16 protein-coding genes and 1 tRNA gene are annotated in these 15,993 nt (G+C 45.2%); all 17 read right to left on the reverse strand.

Translation table 11 applies throughout. The features are described from left to right. Positions 1-57: 57 nt before the first annotated feature. Positions 58-936, reverse strand: a complete 879-nt coding sequence (locus tag KQI22_RS08000; RefSeq protein ID WP_216551566.1) for a beta-1,6-N-acetylglucosaminyltransferase — start codon at positions 934-936, stop codon at positions 58-60. Further along, the gene (locus KQI22_RS08005) at positions 933-2,240 is read right to left on the reverse strand and encodes a S41 family peptidase (protein WP_253293562.1); all 1,308 of its coding nucleotides are present in this window, start codon (positions 2,238-2,240) and stop codon (positions 933-935) included. Before KQI22_RS08005 ends, KQI22_RS08000 begins: the two co-directional genes overlap by 4 nt. Positions 2,241-2,414: 174 nt before the next feature. Then, positions 2,415-3,662, reverse strand: coding sequence for a murein hydrolase activator EnvC family protein (locus KQI22_RS08010; protein WP_216551567.1), 1,248 nt, complete (start codon positions 3,660-3,662; stop codon positions 2,415-2,417). Positions 3,663-3,683: 21 nt separating this feature from the next. After that, positions 3,684-4,583: a permease-like cell division protein FtsX gene (gene ftsX / locus KQI22_RS08015; RefSeq protein WP_216551568.1), complete on the reverse strand. Its 900-nt coding sequence runs from the start codon at positions 4,581-4,583 to the stop codon at positions 3,684-3,686. Continuing rightward, positions 4,573-5,259 (reverse strand): cell division ATP-binding protein FtsE, encoded by a 687-nt coding sequence (gene ftsE / locus KQI22_RS08020; protein WP_216551569.1) that lies wholly within the window; start codon positions 5,257-5,259, stop codon positions 4,573-4,575. Before ftsE ends, ftsX begins: the two co-directional genes overlap by 11 nt. A gap of 19 nt (positions 5,260-5,278) precedes the next feature. Next, entirely contained in the window at positions 5,279-6,367 is a 1,089-nt protein-coding gene (locus KQI22_RS08025) for a PucR family transcriptional regulator (protein ID WP_216551570.1), read from the reverse strand. A 235-nt stretch (positions 6,368-6,602) separates the two neighbouring features. Beyond that, complete coding sequence (locus KQI22_RS08030) at positions 6,603-7,283, reverse strand: WecB/TagA/CpsF family glycosyltransferase (protein ID WP_216551571.1); 681 nt, start codon at positions 7,281-7,283, stop codon at positions 6,603-6,605. A 13-nt stretch (positions 7,284-7,296) separates the two neighbouring features. Continuing rightward, on the reverse strand, positions 7,297-8,202 hold the full coding sequence (locus tag KQI22_RS08035) for a CPBP family intramembrane glutamic endopeptidase (RefSeq protein ID WP_216551572.1): 906 nt from the start codon (positions 8,200-8,202) through the stop codon (positions 7,297-7,299). Between the two features lie 37 nt (positions 8,203-8,239). Then, positions 8,240-8,473 (reverse strand): polya polymerase, encoded by a 234-nt coding sequence (locus tag KQI22_RS08040; RefSeq protein ID WP_216551573.1) that lies wholly within the window; start codon positions 8,471-8,473, stop codon positions 8,240-8,242. A gap of 82 nt (positions 8,474-8,555) precedes the next feature. Then, positions 8,556-9,392 carry a CvfB family protein gene (locus KQI22_RS08045; protein WP_216551574.1) on the reverse strand — a complete coding sequence of 279 codons (837 nt, stop codon included), beginning with the start codon at positions 9,390-9,392 and terminating at the stop codon, positions 8,556-8,558. Between the two features lie 18 nt (positions 9,393-9,410). Further along, the gene (locus tag KQI22_RS08050) at positions 9,411-10,166 is read right to left on the reverse strand and encodes an acyl-[acyl-carrier-protein] thioesterase (RefSeq protein WP_216551575.1); all 756 of its coding nucleotides are present in this window, start codon (positions 10,164-10,166) and stop codon (positions 9,411-9,413) included. 234 nt (positions 10,167-10,400) lie between these two features. Next, positions 10,401-10,472, reverse strand: a tRNA-Gln gene (locus tag KQI22_RS08055). 162 nt (positions 10,473-10,634) lie between these two features. Further along, positions 10,635-12,746, reverse strand: a complete 2,112-nt coding sequence (locus KQI22_RS08060; RefSeq protein ID WP_216551576.1) for a glutamine synthetase III family protein — start codon at positions 12,744-12,746, stop codon at positions 10,635-10,637. A 277-nt stretch (positions 12,747-13,023) separates the two neighbouring features. Continuing rightward, positions 13,024-14,274 (reverse strand): peptidase U32 family protein, encoded by a 1,251-nt coding sequence (locus tag KQI22_RS08065; protein WP_216551577.1) that lies wholly within the window; start codon positions 14,272-14,274, stop codon positions 13,024-13,026. 1 nt (position 14,275) lies between these two features. Beyond that, on the reverse strand, positions 14,276-14,920 hold the full coding sequence (locus KQI22_RS08070; RefSeq protein WP_216551578.1) for an O-methyltransferase: 645 nt from the start codon (positions 14,918-14,920) through the stop codon (positions 14,276-14,278). Continuing rightward, entirely contained in the window at positions 14,917-15,435 is a 519-nt protein-coding gene (locus tag KQI22_RS08075; RefSeq protein ID WP_216551579.1) for an endolytic transglycosylase MltG, read from the reverse strand. Before KQI22_RS08075 ends, KQI22_RS08070 begins: the two co-directional genes overlap by 4 nt. A gap of 224 nt (positions 15,436-15,659) precedes the next feature. Next, the gene (locus tag KQI22_RS08080) at positions 15,660-15,992 is read right to left on the reverse strand and encodes a YlbF family regulator (RefSeq protein WP_216551580.1); all 333 of its coding nucleotides are present in this window, start codon (positions 15,990-15,992) and stop codon (positions 15,660-15,662) included. Between the last annotated feature and the right edge of the window lies 1 nt (position 15,993).

Here is a 15,993-nt window from a genome sequence, read left to right on the forward strand (position 1 = left end):
AGCACCCGCATAGCGGATGCTGTTTTCAGTTTCTATATCACTGCTTTAATCGCTGCACTAAGACTCAATCCCAAGATCCTCGCGGAGCCTGTCCCGGAGGATTTCTGACTGCTTCGGATGGAATTTCCGGGCAAATGCGCAGCCGCTGGCTTTTACCTTATCATAGTCCTCCAATGTCAGATATGCGGGGCTGGAGCCGTCTCCCTTTGTCCAGTCCATATAGCGGAGCTGTTTGTTTACCACATGCTCCCGCCAGTTTTTATCATTCATAAATATCGTCTGGAAGAAGAACTCTTCCGGAACCTGACATACCGCAAGGTCATCCCAGAATTCTCCGTGCTTTGCCACAAAAGAAACAACATAAGCGGCAGCTTCTCTTGGCATAGACACATAGACAAGCCCTTTATAGATTTTGGTAAAAGGTCCTATTCCCTTTCGGCAGATACCTGCCTTTTTCTGTACCTTTACCGTCATATTCTGCAGCTGCCATAAAATCTTATTTTTCACATTCTGATCTGTAAACCAGTTATAATACTGATATCGCTTCGTTACCGTTTCCGGGAGCTGTTCCGGGGTCAGATAGTCCATAAAGATCTGATCGGATGTAAGGAACTTTTCATCCAGTTGCTCCGGTGTCAGAAGCGGAAAATCTTCTCCGGTCAGAAGATGCATATAAGAAACATCTTCTTTGGAAAGTGCCATTGCCATCAACTTTACGATCGCCTGCACATGTGCAAAGCCGCCCCATACAATGCGATATTCCCGAATCGCTTCGCAGCCAGGAAGCTGATTCAGCTTCTCTACATCCGCATCTGTGATCTCACGGCTTTTCTCATCCACATGAATGAATACATATGCTGTCTTTGACAATATTTCCGCCAGCTCATACAGTTCATCAAAATTCTTATATGCGGTTATCAGATATGCCTGTTTCATTTTGCTATCTCTCCCTCAAGTATCTCCGTCGCACGTTCAAGCTGATTGTCCGTACCATCCTTCAGATACCGGTCTACATCCAGATCCAGTGTTTCATCCGGCTCAATACCTACACCATGGATATCATTTCCGTTCGGTGTATAGTAATGGCTGATCGTCAGCTTCACTGCGGAACCGTCCGTAATACCGAATACCTTCTGTACAATTCCTTTACCAAAGGTTGTTGTACCGAGGAGCTTACCAATGCCATAATCCTTGATTGCACCGGAAAGGATTTCGGATGCGGATGCACTGTTTTCATTGACCAGCACCACCATCGGTACTTCCAGTTCATGGGATCCGTCACATTTATATTCGTCACGTTCTCCGTTTTTATCCTCTGTGTATACGATCATGCCTTCCGGCAGAAGCTGTCTTGCGACCTGGATGACACTTGTTAGTGTTCCGCCCGGATTGTTGCGCAGATCCAGTACCAATGCCTTCATGCCATCTTCTCTTGCCTTTGCGATCTGCTCTGTAAACTGATCGCCGGTCACATCTTCAAACTGTGCAATCTGGATATATGCAATATTGTCATCCAGCATCTTATAGCTGACTGTCGGTGCTTCCACCTTTTTACGTGTCACTGTGATATCCAGATAATCTGTTTCTCCCTTGCGGTAGATTGTGAGCGTTACATCCGTATTTTCCTCACCTTTGATGAGTGCGACCACATCCGTTGTTGTCATGCCTTTTGTGCTTGTGCCATCCACTTCTACGATGATATCCTCAGCCTGCAGCCCTGCTGCTTCAGCCGGAGTATCAGGGATCACACTTGTGATCTTGCAGTATTCTGTCTCACTGTCAATTCCAATATAGGCACCAATACCATAATAAATCCCCTCTGTGCTCTCCCGCAGAGTATCCAGCTCTTCCGGCGTATAATATTCGGAATACGGATCACCAAGTGCATCGACCATCCCTTTATAAAGCCCGGTCTCCAGATCCTCATTTGTTGTATCTCCGAGATAATATTCATGGATACTGTCCTCCAAAAGCCCGATCTTATTCTTTACCTCGCTTGTCAGGACCGTATCATCTGTCTTCGTTACTGTGCCTGCTGCCAGCTGCGCACCCGGATTCAGAACACCTCCGCCCACCAGCACAACAGTCAGTAAAAAAGCGACCAGAAGTCCTACCAGAACACCCAGTGCAAAAAAGTTATAACGAGCTGTCCGGCGTCTCTTTTTTTCGATCCGCTCCAACACTTCCTGATCAGATTCTGTATTCTGTACGTTTTCTACTTCCTGCCTATTCTCTTCCAATTTGATTTTCCTTCCCTTGATTCGATTCTTACATGCAGAGCCTCATTCGCAAACTCGCTGCTTCGCAGCTCCTTTTGCTCATGTGGGCTGCTCGCCCCATAACCATATCGATTTCCTGCTCTGCAAGCAAGCTTGCTCCGCAGAAATCCGATGCGGTTACACGGCTCTGCAGGTTTACAAGTAGTTCCACGGGCTGACATAGCTTCCGTTCTGGCGGACACTGAAGTGCAGATGTGCACCTGTACTACGTCCTGTCGAACCGACTGCAGCGATCGTGCTGCCTGCACTGACAGACTGCCCACTTGATACATAAAGGGCAGAAGCATGCATATAAATCGTATAAAGTCCGTTTCCATGGTCGATCATCACATAATTACCCATTGTTGCATTATAAGTTGCCGCAACTACCGTTCCATCCGCTGCTGCCAGAATGGAAGATCCACTCGGTGCTGCCATGTCCACACCACTGTGGAACTGCTGTATGCCAAGGATCGGATGTGTCCGGTAACCGTAATCGTCTGAAATTCTGGTATAGGAAGGTGCCGGCCACACAAATGCACCGCCGCCGTAATGCGGCTGGTCTGCGGAATTCGTACTGTTGTCGGATACCGTCATCTGCGCCCGTTTTGCCTTTGCTGCTGCAACCGATGCTTCCAGTGCTTTGATTGTGGAATCCTGTTCTGCGATCATAGACTCATATTCTTTGATCGCTTCTTCTTTATTCTGGATATCGCTTTCATATCCTTCGATCTCTGACTGCTTATCTGAGATCAGACCTGCCATCTCCGTCTGCTTTGCTTCCACATCACTCTTGACCTGTTCAAGAACTTCTTTCTGGTTTTTCAGATCTTTTTCCAGCTTTGTGATCTTATCTTTGTTATCCTGATAAGTCTGAAGCATATTTCTATCATATTCGGATACCTGCTCAATATATTCTGCTTTATTCAAAAGTTCACTGAAACTGCCGCTGCTGAGCAGAATCTGAATATAAGACATCGTACCGTTTTCATACATAAACTTAATACGAAGCTTCATATCTTCATACTGCTTTTCCACATCAATTTTTGCCTGTGCAAGCTCCTTTGTCGTCTTTTCCAGTTCCGCTTCCTTGGTATCCAAAAGGGTTTGTACTTCTAACAAATCACTGGAAACCTCACTCATCTGTGAATCCAGTTCCACAACATCACCTGCCAGTGCAGATTTGGCATTTTCCAATTCCTTTTTCATTGCCTGCGCCGCACTCAGATTGGACTGCAGTTGTTTCTTTTCATCCTGTGCATCCGAAAGTGCATCCGTACCTTTGTCGATCGCAGCATCCAGACTGTCTGCCGATTCCGGCGCCGCAAAAGCAGTTCCTGTCGCACCAACGAGCAGAACAGCCGCCATAATTGCCCCAATTACACTTTTTTTCTTTCTTACCATTTCCTAGATACCTTACCTTTTTCAGACTCTGATATGTTTTCGTACTGTTGAGAAGCTGCCGAAGAAACCGATGCCGATACCGATGATCAGAGAAATTGGCATCAGCACCTGGAACACCTGATCTACCGTCAGGAACTTCAAAAGCTGTGACAGCATGGAAAATCTGGTTGATACGTATGCAATCACATTATTATAGATCACATAAATAATAGCCAGCGGCAGAACCGATCCTGCAAGACCGATCAGCATACCCTCGATCACAAACGGTGCTCTGACAAAAAAGTCCGTCGCTCCTATATATTTCATAATATTAATTTCTTCCTTACGAACGGAAATACCGATTGTAACCGTATTGCTGATCAGGAAAATGGATACGGCAAGCAGAATGATGATAATGCCCGCAGAAGCATAACCGATCAGTTTATTCATACCGGAAAGTGTATTGGCAGTTACCTCGGAACGGTTTACTCTCCTGACTCCGTCAAGAGATTCCACATAGGTGACCAGCGAATCCTGCATGGATACGTCATTCAGATATACCTCATAGTTTGCTGAATTCGGCAGTGGATTATCATCACCGAAGCCATCTGCATATTCTCCGAGATAATCATCTTTGAAACTTTCCCATGCTGCATCTGCAGATACAAAATTGATATGGGACACTTCCGCTCTTTTTTCGATCAGGGATCCGATCTCCGCGATTCTATCATCACTGATCCCTTCATCAAAGAATACAGTAACGGCGACACCGTCCTGCGCTTCCTTTACAATGTACTGGAAGTTCGCCACAAGTGAATAGAAAATGCCGAACATGAACAGACACGCACTGATCGTTGCCATGGAGGCAAGTGAATACCATTTGTTACGGAATATATTGACAATTCCCTGCTTTATTGTATAGATTAATGTACTAAATCTCATCGATGTATGTACCTTCCTTCTCGTCATTCACAATAACGCCTTTGTTCATTGTAATAACACGTTTCTTCATTGCATTCACGATCTCCCGGTTGTGCGTTACGACCAGAACCGTTGTTCCCCTCTCATTGATCTCCTCTAAAAGCTTCATGATCTCCCACGAGTTTTTCGGATCCAGATTTCCGGTCGGCTCATCTGCCAGAAGGATCGGCGGATTGTTCACAAGTGCTCTGGCAAGTGCCACACGCTGCTGTTCACCACCGGACAACTGCTTCGGCTTTGCCTTGTATTTGCCCGCCAGACCGACGGTCGAAAGAATGGATGGCACATTTTTCTTAATTTCTTTGGTTGGTGTCTGCACGATACGCTGTGCAAACGCCACATTTTCATATACATTTCTGTCTTTTAAAAGACGGAAATCCTGAAATACCACGCCAAGCTTTCTGCGGTATTTCGGAATCTGCTTATGACGCAGGCTTGCTACGTCAATATCATTTACCATTATCTTCCCGGATGTTGGAAGCAGTTCCCGTAAAAGCAGCTTGATCAGGGTTGATTTACCGGAACCGCTGTCTCCTACGACAAAAACGAATTCTCCCGCTTCAATCTTCAGGCTGACATTATTCAGTGCCGGTGCTCCTGTTGAATATGCCTTACTAACATTTTCCAGTGTAATCATGAGATTCTCTCCTCGTTTATCAATACTCAAATGTTTCCATATATTTCATATATTTAACAACCATCATGGCAATCTTAAAAGTAATCGCATCTTCAAAAACGCGCAGATCCAGACCTGTAGACTTCTGCAGCTTATCCAGTCTGTACACCAGCGTATTACGATGGATAAACAGTTGTCTGGAAGTCTCTGAAACATTCAGGCTGTTTTCAAAGAATTTATTGATCGTCACAATTGTTTCTTCATCAAAATCATCCGGGCTCTTATTGCCAAAGATCTCGCGGATGAACATCTTGCATAACGGGATCGGAAGCTGGTAGATCAGACGTCCGATGCCAAGCTCACTGTATGCCATGATCTCTCTTTCACCGAAGAAGATCTTACCGACATCCAGTGCCATCTTTGCTTCTTTGTAAGAGCGGCTGACTTCCTTCAGTTCTCCGACGATACTGCCGTACGCAATATGTATATTGGATGCCCCTTCTTTTTCAAGCGTCGTGATAATACTCTTTGCCACACGTTCCAGCTCTGCCTTTGGCACTTCTTCCATGATCTCCTTGACGACGATCACGCTGTTTTCATCTACCGCCGTAATAAAATCACGGTTTCCGTTGCCCAGACATTCCCGGATCACTTCCACGGAATTGGCATCCTTGCCAGCACCCGCTTCAATGATCATTACGGTACGTGGTGCCTCCATCTTAATACGCAGCTTTTTGGACCGGCTGTAAATATCTACCAGAAGCAGATTATCCAGAAGCAGATTCTTGATAAAATTATCCTTGTCAAACCGCTCCTTGTAAGCAACCATCAGATTCTGGATCTGGAAAGTTGCCATTTTGCCGATCATATATACATCCTCTCCGGAGCCGATGGCAACCAGCACATATTCCACAACCTGTTCATCATAGATCTTAAAGAACTGGTATTTGGAAACCTCTTGGCTGTCCGCCGGTGATTTTACAAAATCAACCACCGCCGCCGGATATTCCAGCTCATTTTCCGTTGTGGAAACAATCGTCTTTCCGTCTGTATCAATGACTGCAAAATCAACACGTGAAATTGCCTTTAATCCGTCTAACGTATTCTGCAGAATTTGATTTGAAATCATAGCCCCGCTCCTTTTCCCACCTATCCCCGTCGGATAGTTATACATTTTTCACAAAGATAAATACCTTCCCAATAGCCTTTTGCATATTGCTTGTTCTATTTTAATACATATCCACAAAAAAATCCACCAATTTCCCTTACTTTTTTATGCATTTTTTACCTTATTTCCTGCCATATACCGAAGAGAAAATGAAAAAAGCTCCGGAAGAAACGCCTTTGCTTTCCCTCCCGAAGCTTTATGATTCTTTTTCGTGATTTAAGTACTGTACTACTTTGTGTTTAAAGAGCTTACGGACAACCCGGTCATGTAATTTCCAGAACAGGCCTTTGTGTTTATTGCTGTGAACCACTTCATCCTTCAGCATCAGCCAGACTTCCACATTCAGCTTCATCTGGTTTGCTTCAAAGAATGCTTCCCTTTGCGGGGAAGAAATGTTTGTGATAAGTACATTCGGTGTCTCCACATTGATCTCATTGACCAGATAATCATCATCCTGTTCCAGTTCATCCAGCGAATAGCTTCCTACAATCCGCAGATTCTCCTGATAACTGAGCAGTCCTTCTTTGAGCAGCTGCATCTGTTCCTGTGTACTGGTCAGCAGATATACGGTCTGTCTGCCTCTGACAATCTTTTTCAGGAATTCCGTTAAATATTCATCGTTATCTACTTCTCTTACTCTGTTTCGTGTTGCAATACCCGCTGCGCGCAAAATATCGCTGTCTGCCGGAACGGTCAGATCAAGTCCCTTTAAGAAATCCTGTCTTTCCTGCGATTCCTCCGCTTCCATCAGACCACGCATCGTAATATAGGCAATTGTACTGACTTTCCCGTCACGCAGAAAGGCGTCTGTCTTTTTCATCGCCTCGCGCACGGTATGATCCTGCAGTTCTATGCCCAATACCTGCATTTTTCTCATATTTGTTTCACCTTTAACCCCAGAATACATCTGCTGTCATATATGCCAGGCAAAGTACAACGGAAATGACCAACGGAACGGAGACAAGCTTTGTCTTTTCCTCTCCCGCAGTTCCATGCAGCAGCTGCTGCATATGCTGTACTCTGTTTTCTTTTTTCACGATCAGGTAAAACAGACAGCCTGCCAGCGCCGCCGCGCCTGCAGCGATCACCGCATAAACCGATACGGAAACCGCCAGTGCCTGCTTATAGGGCATCTGCATTGTCTGCTCGATATATGCCATACTCTCTTCCCGACTCATGATACTGCCCTGTGCTTTCTGCACCAGCATCTGTACGACATTCGTCGTGTTGATGCAGATATGGAACAGCATACTGTAAAAGATACTGCCGCTACCCTCTAACAGCAGTACACTGACTACACCCACCAATACTGCATAGCTCATCTGGTTAAAATTCAAGTGAGTAAGTCCAAATAAAAGCGCCGATAACAGCATGGAACCGACAAACCTGTGGCTTGTCTTATAGCCATGATAGATGACGCCCCGGAATACAAATTCTTCACTGATCGGTCCTACAATGCCGACCATCAGCAGAATCTGCCACCACGGTACTGACAACATATAGCTTTGCAGCCCTGCGACCTCGTTATCCACAAACAACATGGAAAATGCATTCACCGCTATAATCGCAGGCATGCACAAAAAGGTAAATACCACGACCAGAAGAGCCGTGGTAAATTTCGGTCTGTTATGGGCGATCAGCCTGACCGGATCCGTCCTTGTTCCAAGCAGGAACAAAACAGTCGGAACCAGCACGATCAACTGACTGAGCAGAAGACTCCCTATAATCCCCAGTGAAATATCACTGCACAGATACATAAGCACCATGACCGCTGCTTCCACAAGCAATGTCGTCAAAAATAGCCAATTAACCTTTTTCGGATTCATGTGACTCTTAGTTATTCATCATGAAGTTTACTAACTTATTGATATCTTCCGGCTCGTATGCCAGCAGCTCCAGCTCTGAGATCGTGCCGTCAGAGAAAAGCTTTGCCATGGAAACGTACTGGGAAAGCTTTGATTTTAAATTCAGTCTGTCGCCTTCTCCTGTTACAAGTTCAACTTTGCCTTTGCAGCTGTCAACTACTTCAAAGAATTTTTCAATGTTTGTAATATTCTGGATCTTCATTTTTCATTCTCCTTTTTGTAAATATTCGTGTACGTTTACAGTTTCAGTATAATCTATATTTTGCCAAAAGAAAAGTATTCTTTTATTTCTTTAACCGGATTCCGTCACTTTCCAGCGTGATCAGATGCTCTTTGTACAGACGTCCGATCGCACGCTTAAATTCATTTTTACTCATACCGACCGTTTCACGGATCTGTTCCGGTGATGATTTGTCATGCAGTGGTAAAAATCCCTTCTTTTCGTGCAAAAGTGCCAGCACTTTATCCGCATCTTCACTCATCTGCAGATGCGCCTTCTGCCGGATACCCAGATCCAGCTTGCCATCTTCCTTCACGCCGGTCACACGCGCACTGATCTGCTGAAGCACGTGGAGTTCTCCGTACAGTTCCTTTTTCGGGATCAGCGCGGAATACTTGTCATCCACCGCTACAAATGCGCCGAAATTATGGCTGATCTCGTATACCATGCCGGTCACGACATCATCTTTCTGATACGGGCTTTCTTTTTGCAAATACGGATACACCTTCATCGTTGCACAAAGACGTTCGCTCTTATCCAGATACAAAGCAGCTATCACTTCGTCACCTGCTTTTACCTGTGTCGTCTGTTCTCTGTAAGGCAGAAACAGATCCTTTTCCAGCCCCCAGTCCAGGAAAGCACCTACTTTTCCGACGGATACGACACGCAGTCTTGCCGTCTGTCCGAGGGTCAGCTTCGGTTCCTTCACCGTCGCGATCGGGCGGTCGTTGGAATCCTTGTATAAAAATACATCGATCGGATCTCCCACTTCCATATCTGCCGGAACCTGCTTTTTCGGCAAAAGCACTTTATTTTCCGTATCTTTCATTGTCTCTGCCAGATAAATACCGAATTCAACCCGTTTTATCATGACAAGTGTCTGTTTCTTTCCAAATATCATATTAGCCTGCTTTCTTTCTTACAATATCTTTCCCACAACCGGAACACGCTTTTCCTGTTCGCACAACGTTCCGTTAAACTTTACAACCGCATAAGGGCTTTGCTCTTCTGTTTCCAGTACAACAGTCACTTCTTCTGTTCCTTTTCCGTAAATGACCGGATACAAAGTATCGCCGAGCACCGCAGATTTATGATAGCTGACCATCAGCCGGTTCACTTCAAAATTCTCCGGCAGAAGATCTGCCGCCACAGCAACATACTGTCCGTTGTTCATATGGTAATTGGTATCCAGATGATGTTTCCGGACAAGTACCGCTTCCAGCTTCTCACCCTCGCCTTCTATCTTGATCTTCCGTGACAGATATTCCATCGGAAGCTTCGGAGACAGTCCGTAAGCCTGCAGCATTTCCTCTGTCGGCTTTGCCGGACGCATGGACTGCAGGTTCAGAAGTGTCCAGAGTGTATTGGCAACGGCGATCCTATTGCCCTGCTCATCAAGCATATCAAAATTACGGAAGCCCAGACAGCCTTTGAATTCATAGGGATTTGTTTCGATCGTGATCCGTTCACAGAGCTGCGGATACCTCATGACATCGATCTGCCAGAAATTCAGCACCCACGCCAGTCCCTGACCTGCCAGGTATTCTGTTCCCATTCCCACATCTTCGGAATGAAAGGTGGAGCAGTCCTGAAAATAATCCAGCAGGGAAACAAGCTTCAGTCTGCCGTCTTTATTTACTTCACTGTAACGCACTCTGCTGTTGAATGAATACATTAGTTTACCTCGCTTCGCTCGAGATTTTGTTTCATCTCACCATACTCGAAAATCCTGCCGCTTTCGCGTCAGCCGCACTTCGTGCTCTTTGATTTTCTCGTTGTACGCCCAGAATAGCTATAACCTGCTACGCAGGTTATTTAGTCGCACATTTGCTGCGCAAATATGTGACAACGCTTGGTTTTCTTCTGGGCTACAAAAAGCCCGGTTGAAATTCAACCGGGCTTCCAAAAGCTGGGCTACAAGGATTCGAACCTTGAAATGACGGAGTCAGAGTCCGTTGCCTTACCGTTTGGCGATAGCCCATCACAACGAAATTGATTATAGCAAATGTTTTTTTATTATGCAAGTACTTTTTCAAATTTTTTTAAATATTTTTTAATTCATCTTTTTTATAGAAGGAAATGCGCGGAAACAAGCTGTTTCCGCACATTTATACACTTCATTTCATAACATCCAAAAGGAATTTTATACCTCGAACATTAACTCGCCGTAGGTCGGGATCGGCCATACGTCTTTGTCAACGATCATTTCCAGCTCATCAGCAGGTTTTCTCAGTTCATCCATAGTAGCCTTGATCGTATCTTTGTAGAAGAATGCCTGTGCCTTTACATCTTCCATAGCACTTGCTTCTTTCTCATCAGCTACCAGCTTGTTGAGTGCCTTCTGCATTGCTGCAAGTTTTGTGGAAACATCAGCCAGAAGCTCTGTCTGTACGCTTGCGTCTCCGCCTGCTGCCTTGATGGCATTTGCAGTATCTGCCAGTGTCTTTGTATATTTCACAACTGCAGGGATGATCTGCTTGCCTGCCATGTCGATCATGGTCAGTGCTTCGATATTGATCGTCTTTGCATATGTTTCGTATATGATTTCTTCACGGGATTCCAGCTCTGCCTTTGTATAAATACCAAACTTCTCAAACAGTGCGACTGCCTTGTCACTTGTCAGTGTAGAAGCAGCTTCGATCATGGATTTGATATTTGGAAGTCCACGTTTCTCAGCTTCTACAACCCACTCATCGGAATAGCCGTTGCCATTGAAGATGATTCTCTGGTGCTCTGTCATGTATTCTTTGATCAGGTCATGTACTGCTGTTTCAAAGTCTTCTGCTTTTTCCAGTCTGTCAGCAGCTTCGCAGAATGCTTCTGCTACGATCGCATTCAGTGTTGTATTCGGGCCGGCGATGGAATCAGCGGAACCAACCATACGGAATTCAAACTTATTACCTGTGAAAGCAAATGGTGAAGTACGGTTACGGTCTGTTGCATCTTTATCCAGATCAGGCAGTGTGGATACACCTGTTTCCAGCTTACCGCCTTCTTTGCAGGATGCAGCATTACCTGTTTCTACAAGCTGTTTTACTACATCCTCAAGCTGTTCGCCAAGGAACATGGAAATGATTGCCGGCGGTGCTTCGTTTGCGCCAAGTCTGTGGTCGTTTCCGACATCGGATGCGGACTGGCGGAGCAGATCTGCATGTTTGTCAACCGCTTTCATGATGCAGGCAAGTACAAGCAGGAACTGGATGTTTTCATTTGGTGTATCACCAGGCTCAAGCAGGTTCATGCCATCATCTGTTGTAATAGACCAGTTGTCATGCTTACCGGAACCATTGACACCTGCATATGGTTTCTCATGCAGCAGACATCTCAGACCATGCTGTACAGCGACACGTTTCATTGTTTCCATAACAAGCTGGTTGTGGTCAACTGCGATATTTGCTGTTTCATAGATCGGAGCCAGCTCATGCTGTGCAGGAGCTACTTCGTTATGCTGTGTTTTTGCTGTAACACCTAATTTCCAGAGTTCTTCATTCAGATCCTTCATGTATGCGCCGACACGTTCACGGATAACACCGAAGTAGTGATCTTCCATTTCCTGTCCTTTTGGAGCAGGTGCGCCAAATAAGGTTCTGCCTGCAAACATCAGGTCAGATCTCTTTTTATACAGCTTCTCGTCAACAAGGAAGTATTCCTGCTCCGGTCCTACGGATGCAGTTACTTTTGTTGCTGTTGTATTTCCAAATAAACGGACGATACGAAGTGCCTGTTTGGAAACAGCTTCCATGGAACGTAGCAGTGGAGTCTTTTTATCCAGCGCCTCACCTGTGTAAGAACAGAAGGCTGTCGGGATACAGAGGATCACGCCTGTTGAAGCTTCTTTTAAGAATGCCGGGCTTGTGATATCCCATGCTGTATAACCTCTTGCTTCGAAGGTTGCTCTCAGACCACCTGATGGGAAAGAAGATGCATCAGGCTCACCCTTGATCAGCTCTTTACCGGAAAACTCTGTGATCATCTTACCTGTTTCATCCGGATGTGAAACGAAAGCATCATGCTTTTCTGCTGTGATTCCTGTCAGTGGCTGGAACCAATGTGTATAGTGTGTTGCACCGTTCTCACATGCCCAGTCCTTCATTGCCTTTGCAACGACATTTGCTGCTGCCATGGAAAGCTCGCCGCCCTGATCCATGACCTTTTTCACTTCTTTGTACACATCCTTTGGCAGGCGTTCTTTCATCTTGCCAAGTGTGAACACGTTTTTACCGAAAATTTCTTCCACATTTGTAACTCCGCTCATTTCATATCTCCCTTTCTTTTTCATATTAGATACTTGATAACGTTCTTTTTGTGCTTTATATCAAATTACCCTGATACAAAAAAATGTTCCAAAACTACCGTTTGGAACATCATCGTTCAAGTTATCTTATTTTCGAAAGATTCCTTTCGTTGCTATTAAGATACTCTTATTTTTTTTAAATTTCAATACCCATTTTTCTATTTTTTGAAAATTGGTCGAATTTTCTAAAACATTTGTAGAATTTTTCCTGTCAAATGTCTATATTGCACAATCAGAATCAGCTTGTTGCACACGCTTTTTTGCGCAGAAGATCGTAATGAGAAGCTTCCTCACTAAGCAGAACGCGGAGCTTCTGCTGTGGATGCGGTGCACTTTCCTGCTCCTGTCCTTCTTCATTCACAATAGACAGTACAGTCGTCTGTACATTGCTGCCATCCGACTTCATGATCTCGATCGTTTCACCGACACTGAACTTATTGCGCTGTGTAATGGATACGATACTTCCCGCATTTTCCTGTGCAGCTTCTGCATCTTCCACGATACCGAGATAAATATACTCCTGCTCATAAGTATTGCTGTCGTAGATCTGTGTATTTTCATCCGGTCTGCCAAAATAAAAGCCCGTTGTAAACTGGCGGTACGTGCATTTGGAGATCTCCTCCCTGCACCATGGCAGGATTGCTTCGTATGCTTCCCCGGATTCGAGGCAGGCATCGATCGCTTTCCGGTATGTTCTTGCAACTGTTGCCACGTAAAGTGCCGTTTTCATTCTGCCTTCGATCTTGAAGCTGTCGATTCCCGCATCGATCATTTCCGGGATATGTTCGATCATGCAAAGATCCTTGGAATTAAAAATATAAGTGCCTCTTTCATTTTCATAAACAGGCATATACTCGCCCGGTCTGGACTCTTCCACTACCGCATATTTCCATCTGCAAGGATGGGTGCAGGCACCGCGGTTGGCATCCCTGCCCGTAAAATAATTGCTGAGCAGGCATCTGCCGGAATAGGAAATACACATAGCACCATGGATAAAGCTCTCGATCTCCATATCTTCAGGGATCTGTTCCCGGATCTCTTTGATCTCCTTCAGAGATAATTCTCTGGCAGACACCACACGTTTTACGCCCTGTCCGTACCAGAAACGGTAGGTCATGTAGTTGGTATTGTTTGCCTGTGTGCTTAAATGGATCTCAATATTCGGGCAGTTCTCTTTTGCCAGCATGATCATGCCCGGATCTGCCACGATGATCGCATCCGGTGCAAGCTCTGCCAGTTCCTGAAAATATTTTCTGGCAGGCTCCATATCGTAATTGTGTGCCAGAATATTTGCCGTTACATGTACTCTGACGCCATGGGCATGCGCAAACGCAATACCTTCCTTCATATCTGCATGGCTGAAATTCTTTGCCTTTGCGCGCAGAGAGAATGTCTCGCCGCCGATATAAACCGCATCCGCACCAAATATAACTGCTGTTTTTAACACTTCCAGGCTGCTCGCCGGAATCAATAATTCTGGTTTTCTCATTTTACTTATCCTTCTTTACCGAAAGCGCGATCCCATCCCCGAGAGGGATGATGGAGGTCACAAGCATTTCGTTGTTTTTCAGTTCATATAAATATTCCCGCATTCTCGTATGGATCGTACGGTTTCTTCTTGTTACCGCATAGCGTGACTGGATGATATCTCCATCCTGCAGCACATTATCAGACAATAATACACCGCCCGGTGCCAGAAGCCTGAGCACATCCGGCATAAAATGGATATACTGTCCCTTTGCCGCATCCATAAAGATCATATCATAACTTCCGGTAAGACCTGCCAATATTTCTGTGGCATCACCTTCCAAAAGTGTGATCCTTCCGTCTCCGTGCGCCTCAAAATTTGCTTTGGCGATCGGTATTCTTTTCTCATATTTCTCGATCGTTGTGATCTGTCCGTCCGCCGGCATATATTCCTTCATCAGTAATGCAGAAAAACCGATAGCAGCTCCCACTTCCAGAATCTGCCTCGGTTTATTCATTTTAAGCAGTGTTTTCAAAAAGCTCTGCATCTCTTTTCGGATGATCGGTACTTCCGTCTGCAGTGCATACTGTTCCAGTTCTTCCAGATACGGTGGAAGCTCTTTTTCCAGTGAATTGATATAATCCACATATCTCTGCTCTACTATCATTGCACATCCTCACTGTCTGTCTCAGACTGTGTATCGGTTGCTGCAGGCGTATCCTCCGCAGCATCTGAAGCACTGTCTGTGGCTGCATCCGATGCATTTGTGTTTTCTGTATCCGTCGTCTGTAGTTCTTCAGATCCCGTATCCTCGGCAGGTGCATTTGCCGCCATCTCTGCCAGCATCTTTTCAGCCGTCATGGATGTATTGAGCGTATAAATGCCCGACTGGATCTTGCCACGGTATTCTGACAGCATTTCCTGCAGGAAAAATACTCTTGCATCATCTATCAGTCCTCTGTTTTCCAGCGTTTTGGCAACATCCATCGTGCTGTCCTGTGTATCTACCGCGATCGTGATATCTCTGCCCGGCTCTGCTTCTTTTGCCACATCCGCAAATACCATATAGCCCAGATGATAGGAATACATGGCAAGTCTGTATACCACCAGAATAATGATGATAGACAGCACCAGACGGAATATCATATTAAAAACTGCTCCGGTCACTTGCTTTGCTTTCATTACAGTTCCTTCCTCCGTATCATGCATCTGCAATGCATGATATTTATATCGGTATTAATGATGTCATACGGATTGTTCCGTGCTGCGCACTCTCACAATCCTGCCCCACATTCGCATATCGTGAAGCTGCGCTCCACTTTTATGCTCATGTCGGAGCGGGGCAACAGGTCATAAAACCACTCCTGTGCAAGCACATCGTGATTTTTGACTTTTTGCCCCTGACATCATTCAAAATCCTCCGCTACCGCGCGCATCACACCATCTGATACTTCCTGTACCAGGCGGCAGAGTGCAAGCTCCGCTGCCAGAAAATCATGCACCAGCGGAATCTCCCGAAACTGCTCGTACTCTCTCTGGAAGCAGTCCATTTCATCGTACAGATTATCCGGACAATGCTTTGTCTGCAGCTCATAATTTTTCATTCTGAACTGATCCAGCTGTCTTTTCAGATCCGGATTCTCTTTTACCTTACTTTTCTGTAACTGGTATTCTTTATAAACCTGTGTGTTTTTGATCGTCAGGATAAACTGATCCAGTTCCTTTTGTATTTCGAGCATA

Origin of the sequence: Kineothrix sp. MSJ-39 (genome assembly GCF_018917935.1) — a bacterium.
Taxonomy (GTDB): Bacteria; Bacillota; Clostridia; order Lachnospirales; family Lachnospiraceae; genus CAG-194.

Bases quoted from the DNA above. Each gene is read 5' to 3' on its own strand.
- KQI22_RS08000 (WP_216551566.1), bottom strand. From the start codon at position 936: ATGAAACAGGCATATCTGATAACCGCATATAAGAATTTTGATGAACTG.
- KQI22_RS08010 (WP_216551567.1), bottom strand. From the start codon at position 3,662: ATGGTAAGAAAGAAAAAAAGTGTAATTGGGGCAATTATGGCGGCTGTT.
- ftsX (WP_216551568.1), bottom strand. From the start codon at position 4,583: ATGAGATTTAGTACATTAATCTATACAATAAAGCAGGGAATTGTCAAT.
- ftsE (WP_216551569.1), bottom strand. From the start codon at position 5,259: ATGATTACACTGGAAAATGTTAGTAAGGCATATTCAACAGGAGCACCG.
- KQI22_RS08025 (WP_216551570.1), bottom strand. From the start codon at position 6,367: ATGATTTCAAATCAAATTCTGCAGAATACGTTAGACGGATTAAAGGCA.
- KQI22_RS08030 (WP_216551571.1), bottom strand. From the start codon at position 7,283: ATGAGAAAAATGCAGGTATTGGGCATAGAACTGCAGGATCATACCGTG.
- KQI22_RS08040 (WP_216551573.1), bottom strand. From the start codon at position 8,473: ATGAAGATCCAGAATATTACAAACATTGAAAAATTCTTTGAAGTAGTT.
- KQI22_RS08045 (WP_216551574.1), bottom strand. From the start codon at position 9,392: ATGATATTTGGAAAGAAACAGACACTTGTCATGATAAAACGGGTTGAA.
- KQI22_RS08050 (WP_216551575.1), bottom strand. From the start codon at position 10,166: ATGTATTCATTCAACAGCAGAGTGCGTTACAGTGAAGTAAATAAAGAC.
- KQI22_RS08060 (WP_216551576.1), bottom strand. From the start codon at position 12,746: ATGAGCGGAGTTACAAATGTGGAAGAAATTTTCGGTAAAAACGTGTTC.
- KQI22_RS08065 (WP_216551577.1), bottom strand. From the start codon at position 14,274: ATGAGAAAACCAGAATTATTGATTCCGGCGAGCAGCCTGGAAGTGTTA.
- KQI22_RS08070 (WP_216551578.1), bottom strand. From the start codon at position 14,920: ATGATAGTAGAGCAGAGATATGTGGATTATATCAATTCACTGGAAAAA.
- KQI22_RS08075 (WP_216551579.1), bottom strand. From the start codon at position 15,435: ATGAAAGCAAAGCAAGTGACCGGAGCAGTTTTTAATATGATATTCCGT.
- KQI22_RS08080 (WP_216551580.1), bottom strand. From the start codon at position 15,992: ATGCTCGAAATACAAAAGGAACTGGATCAGTTTATCCTGACGATCAAA.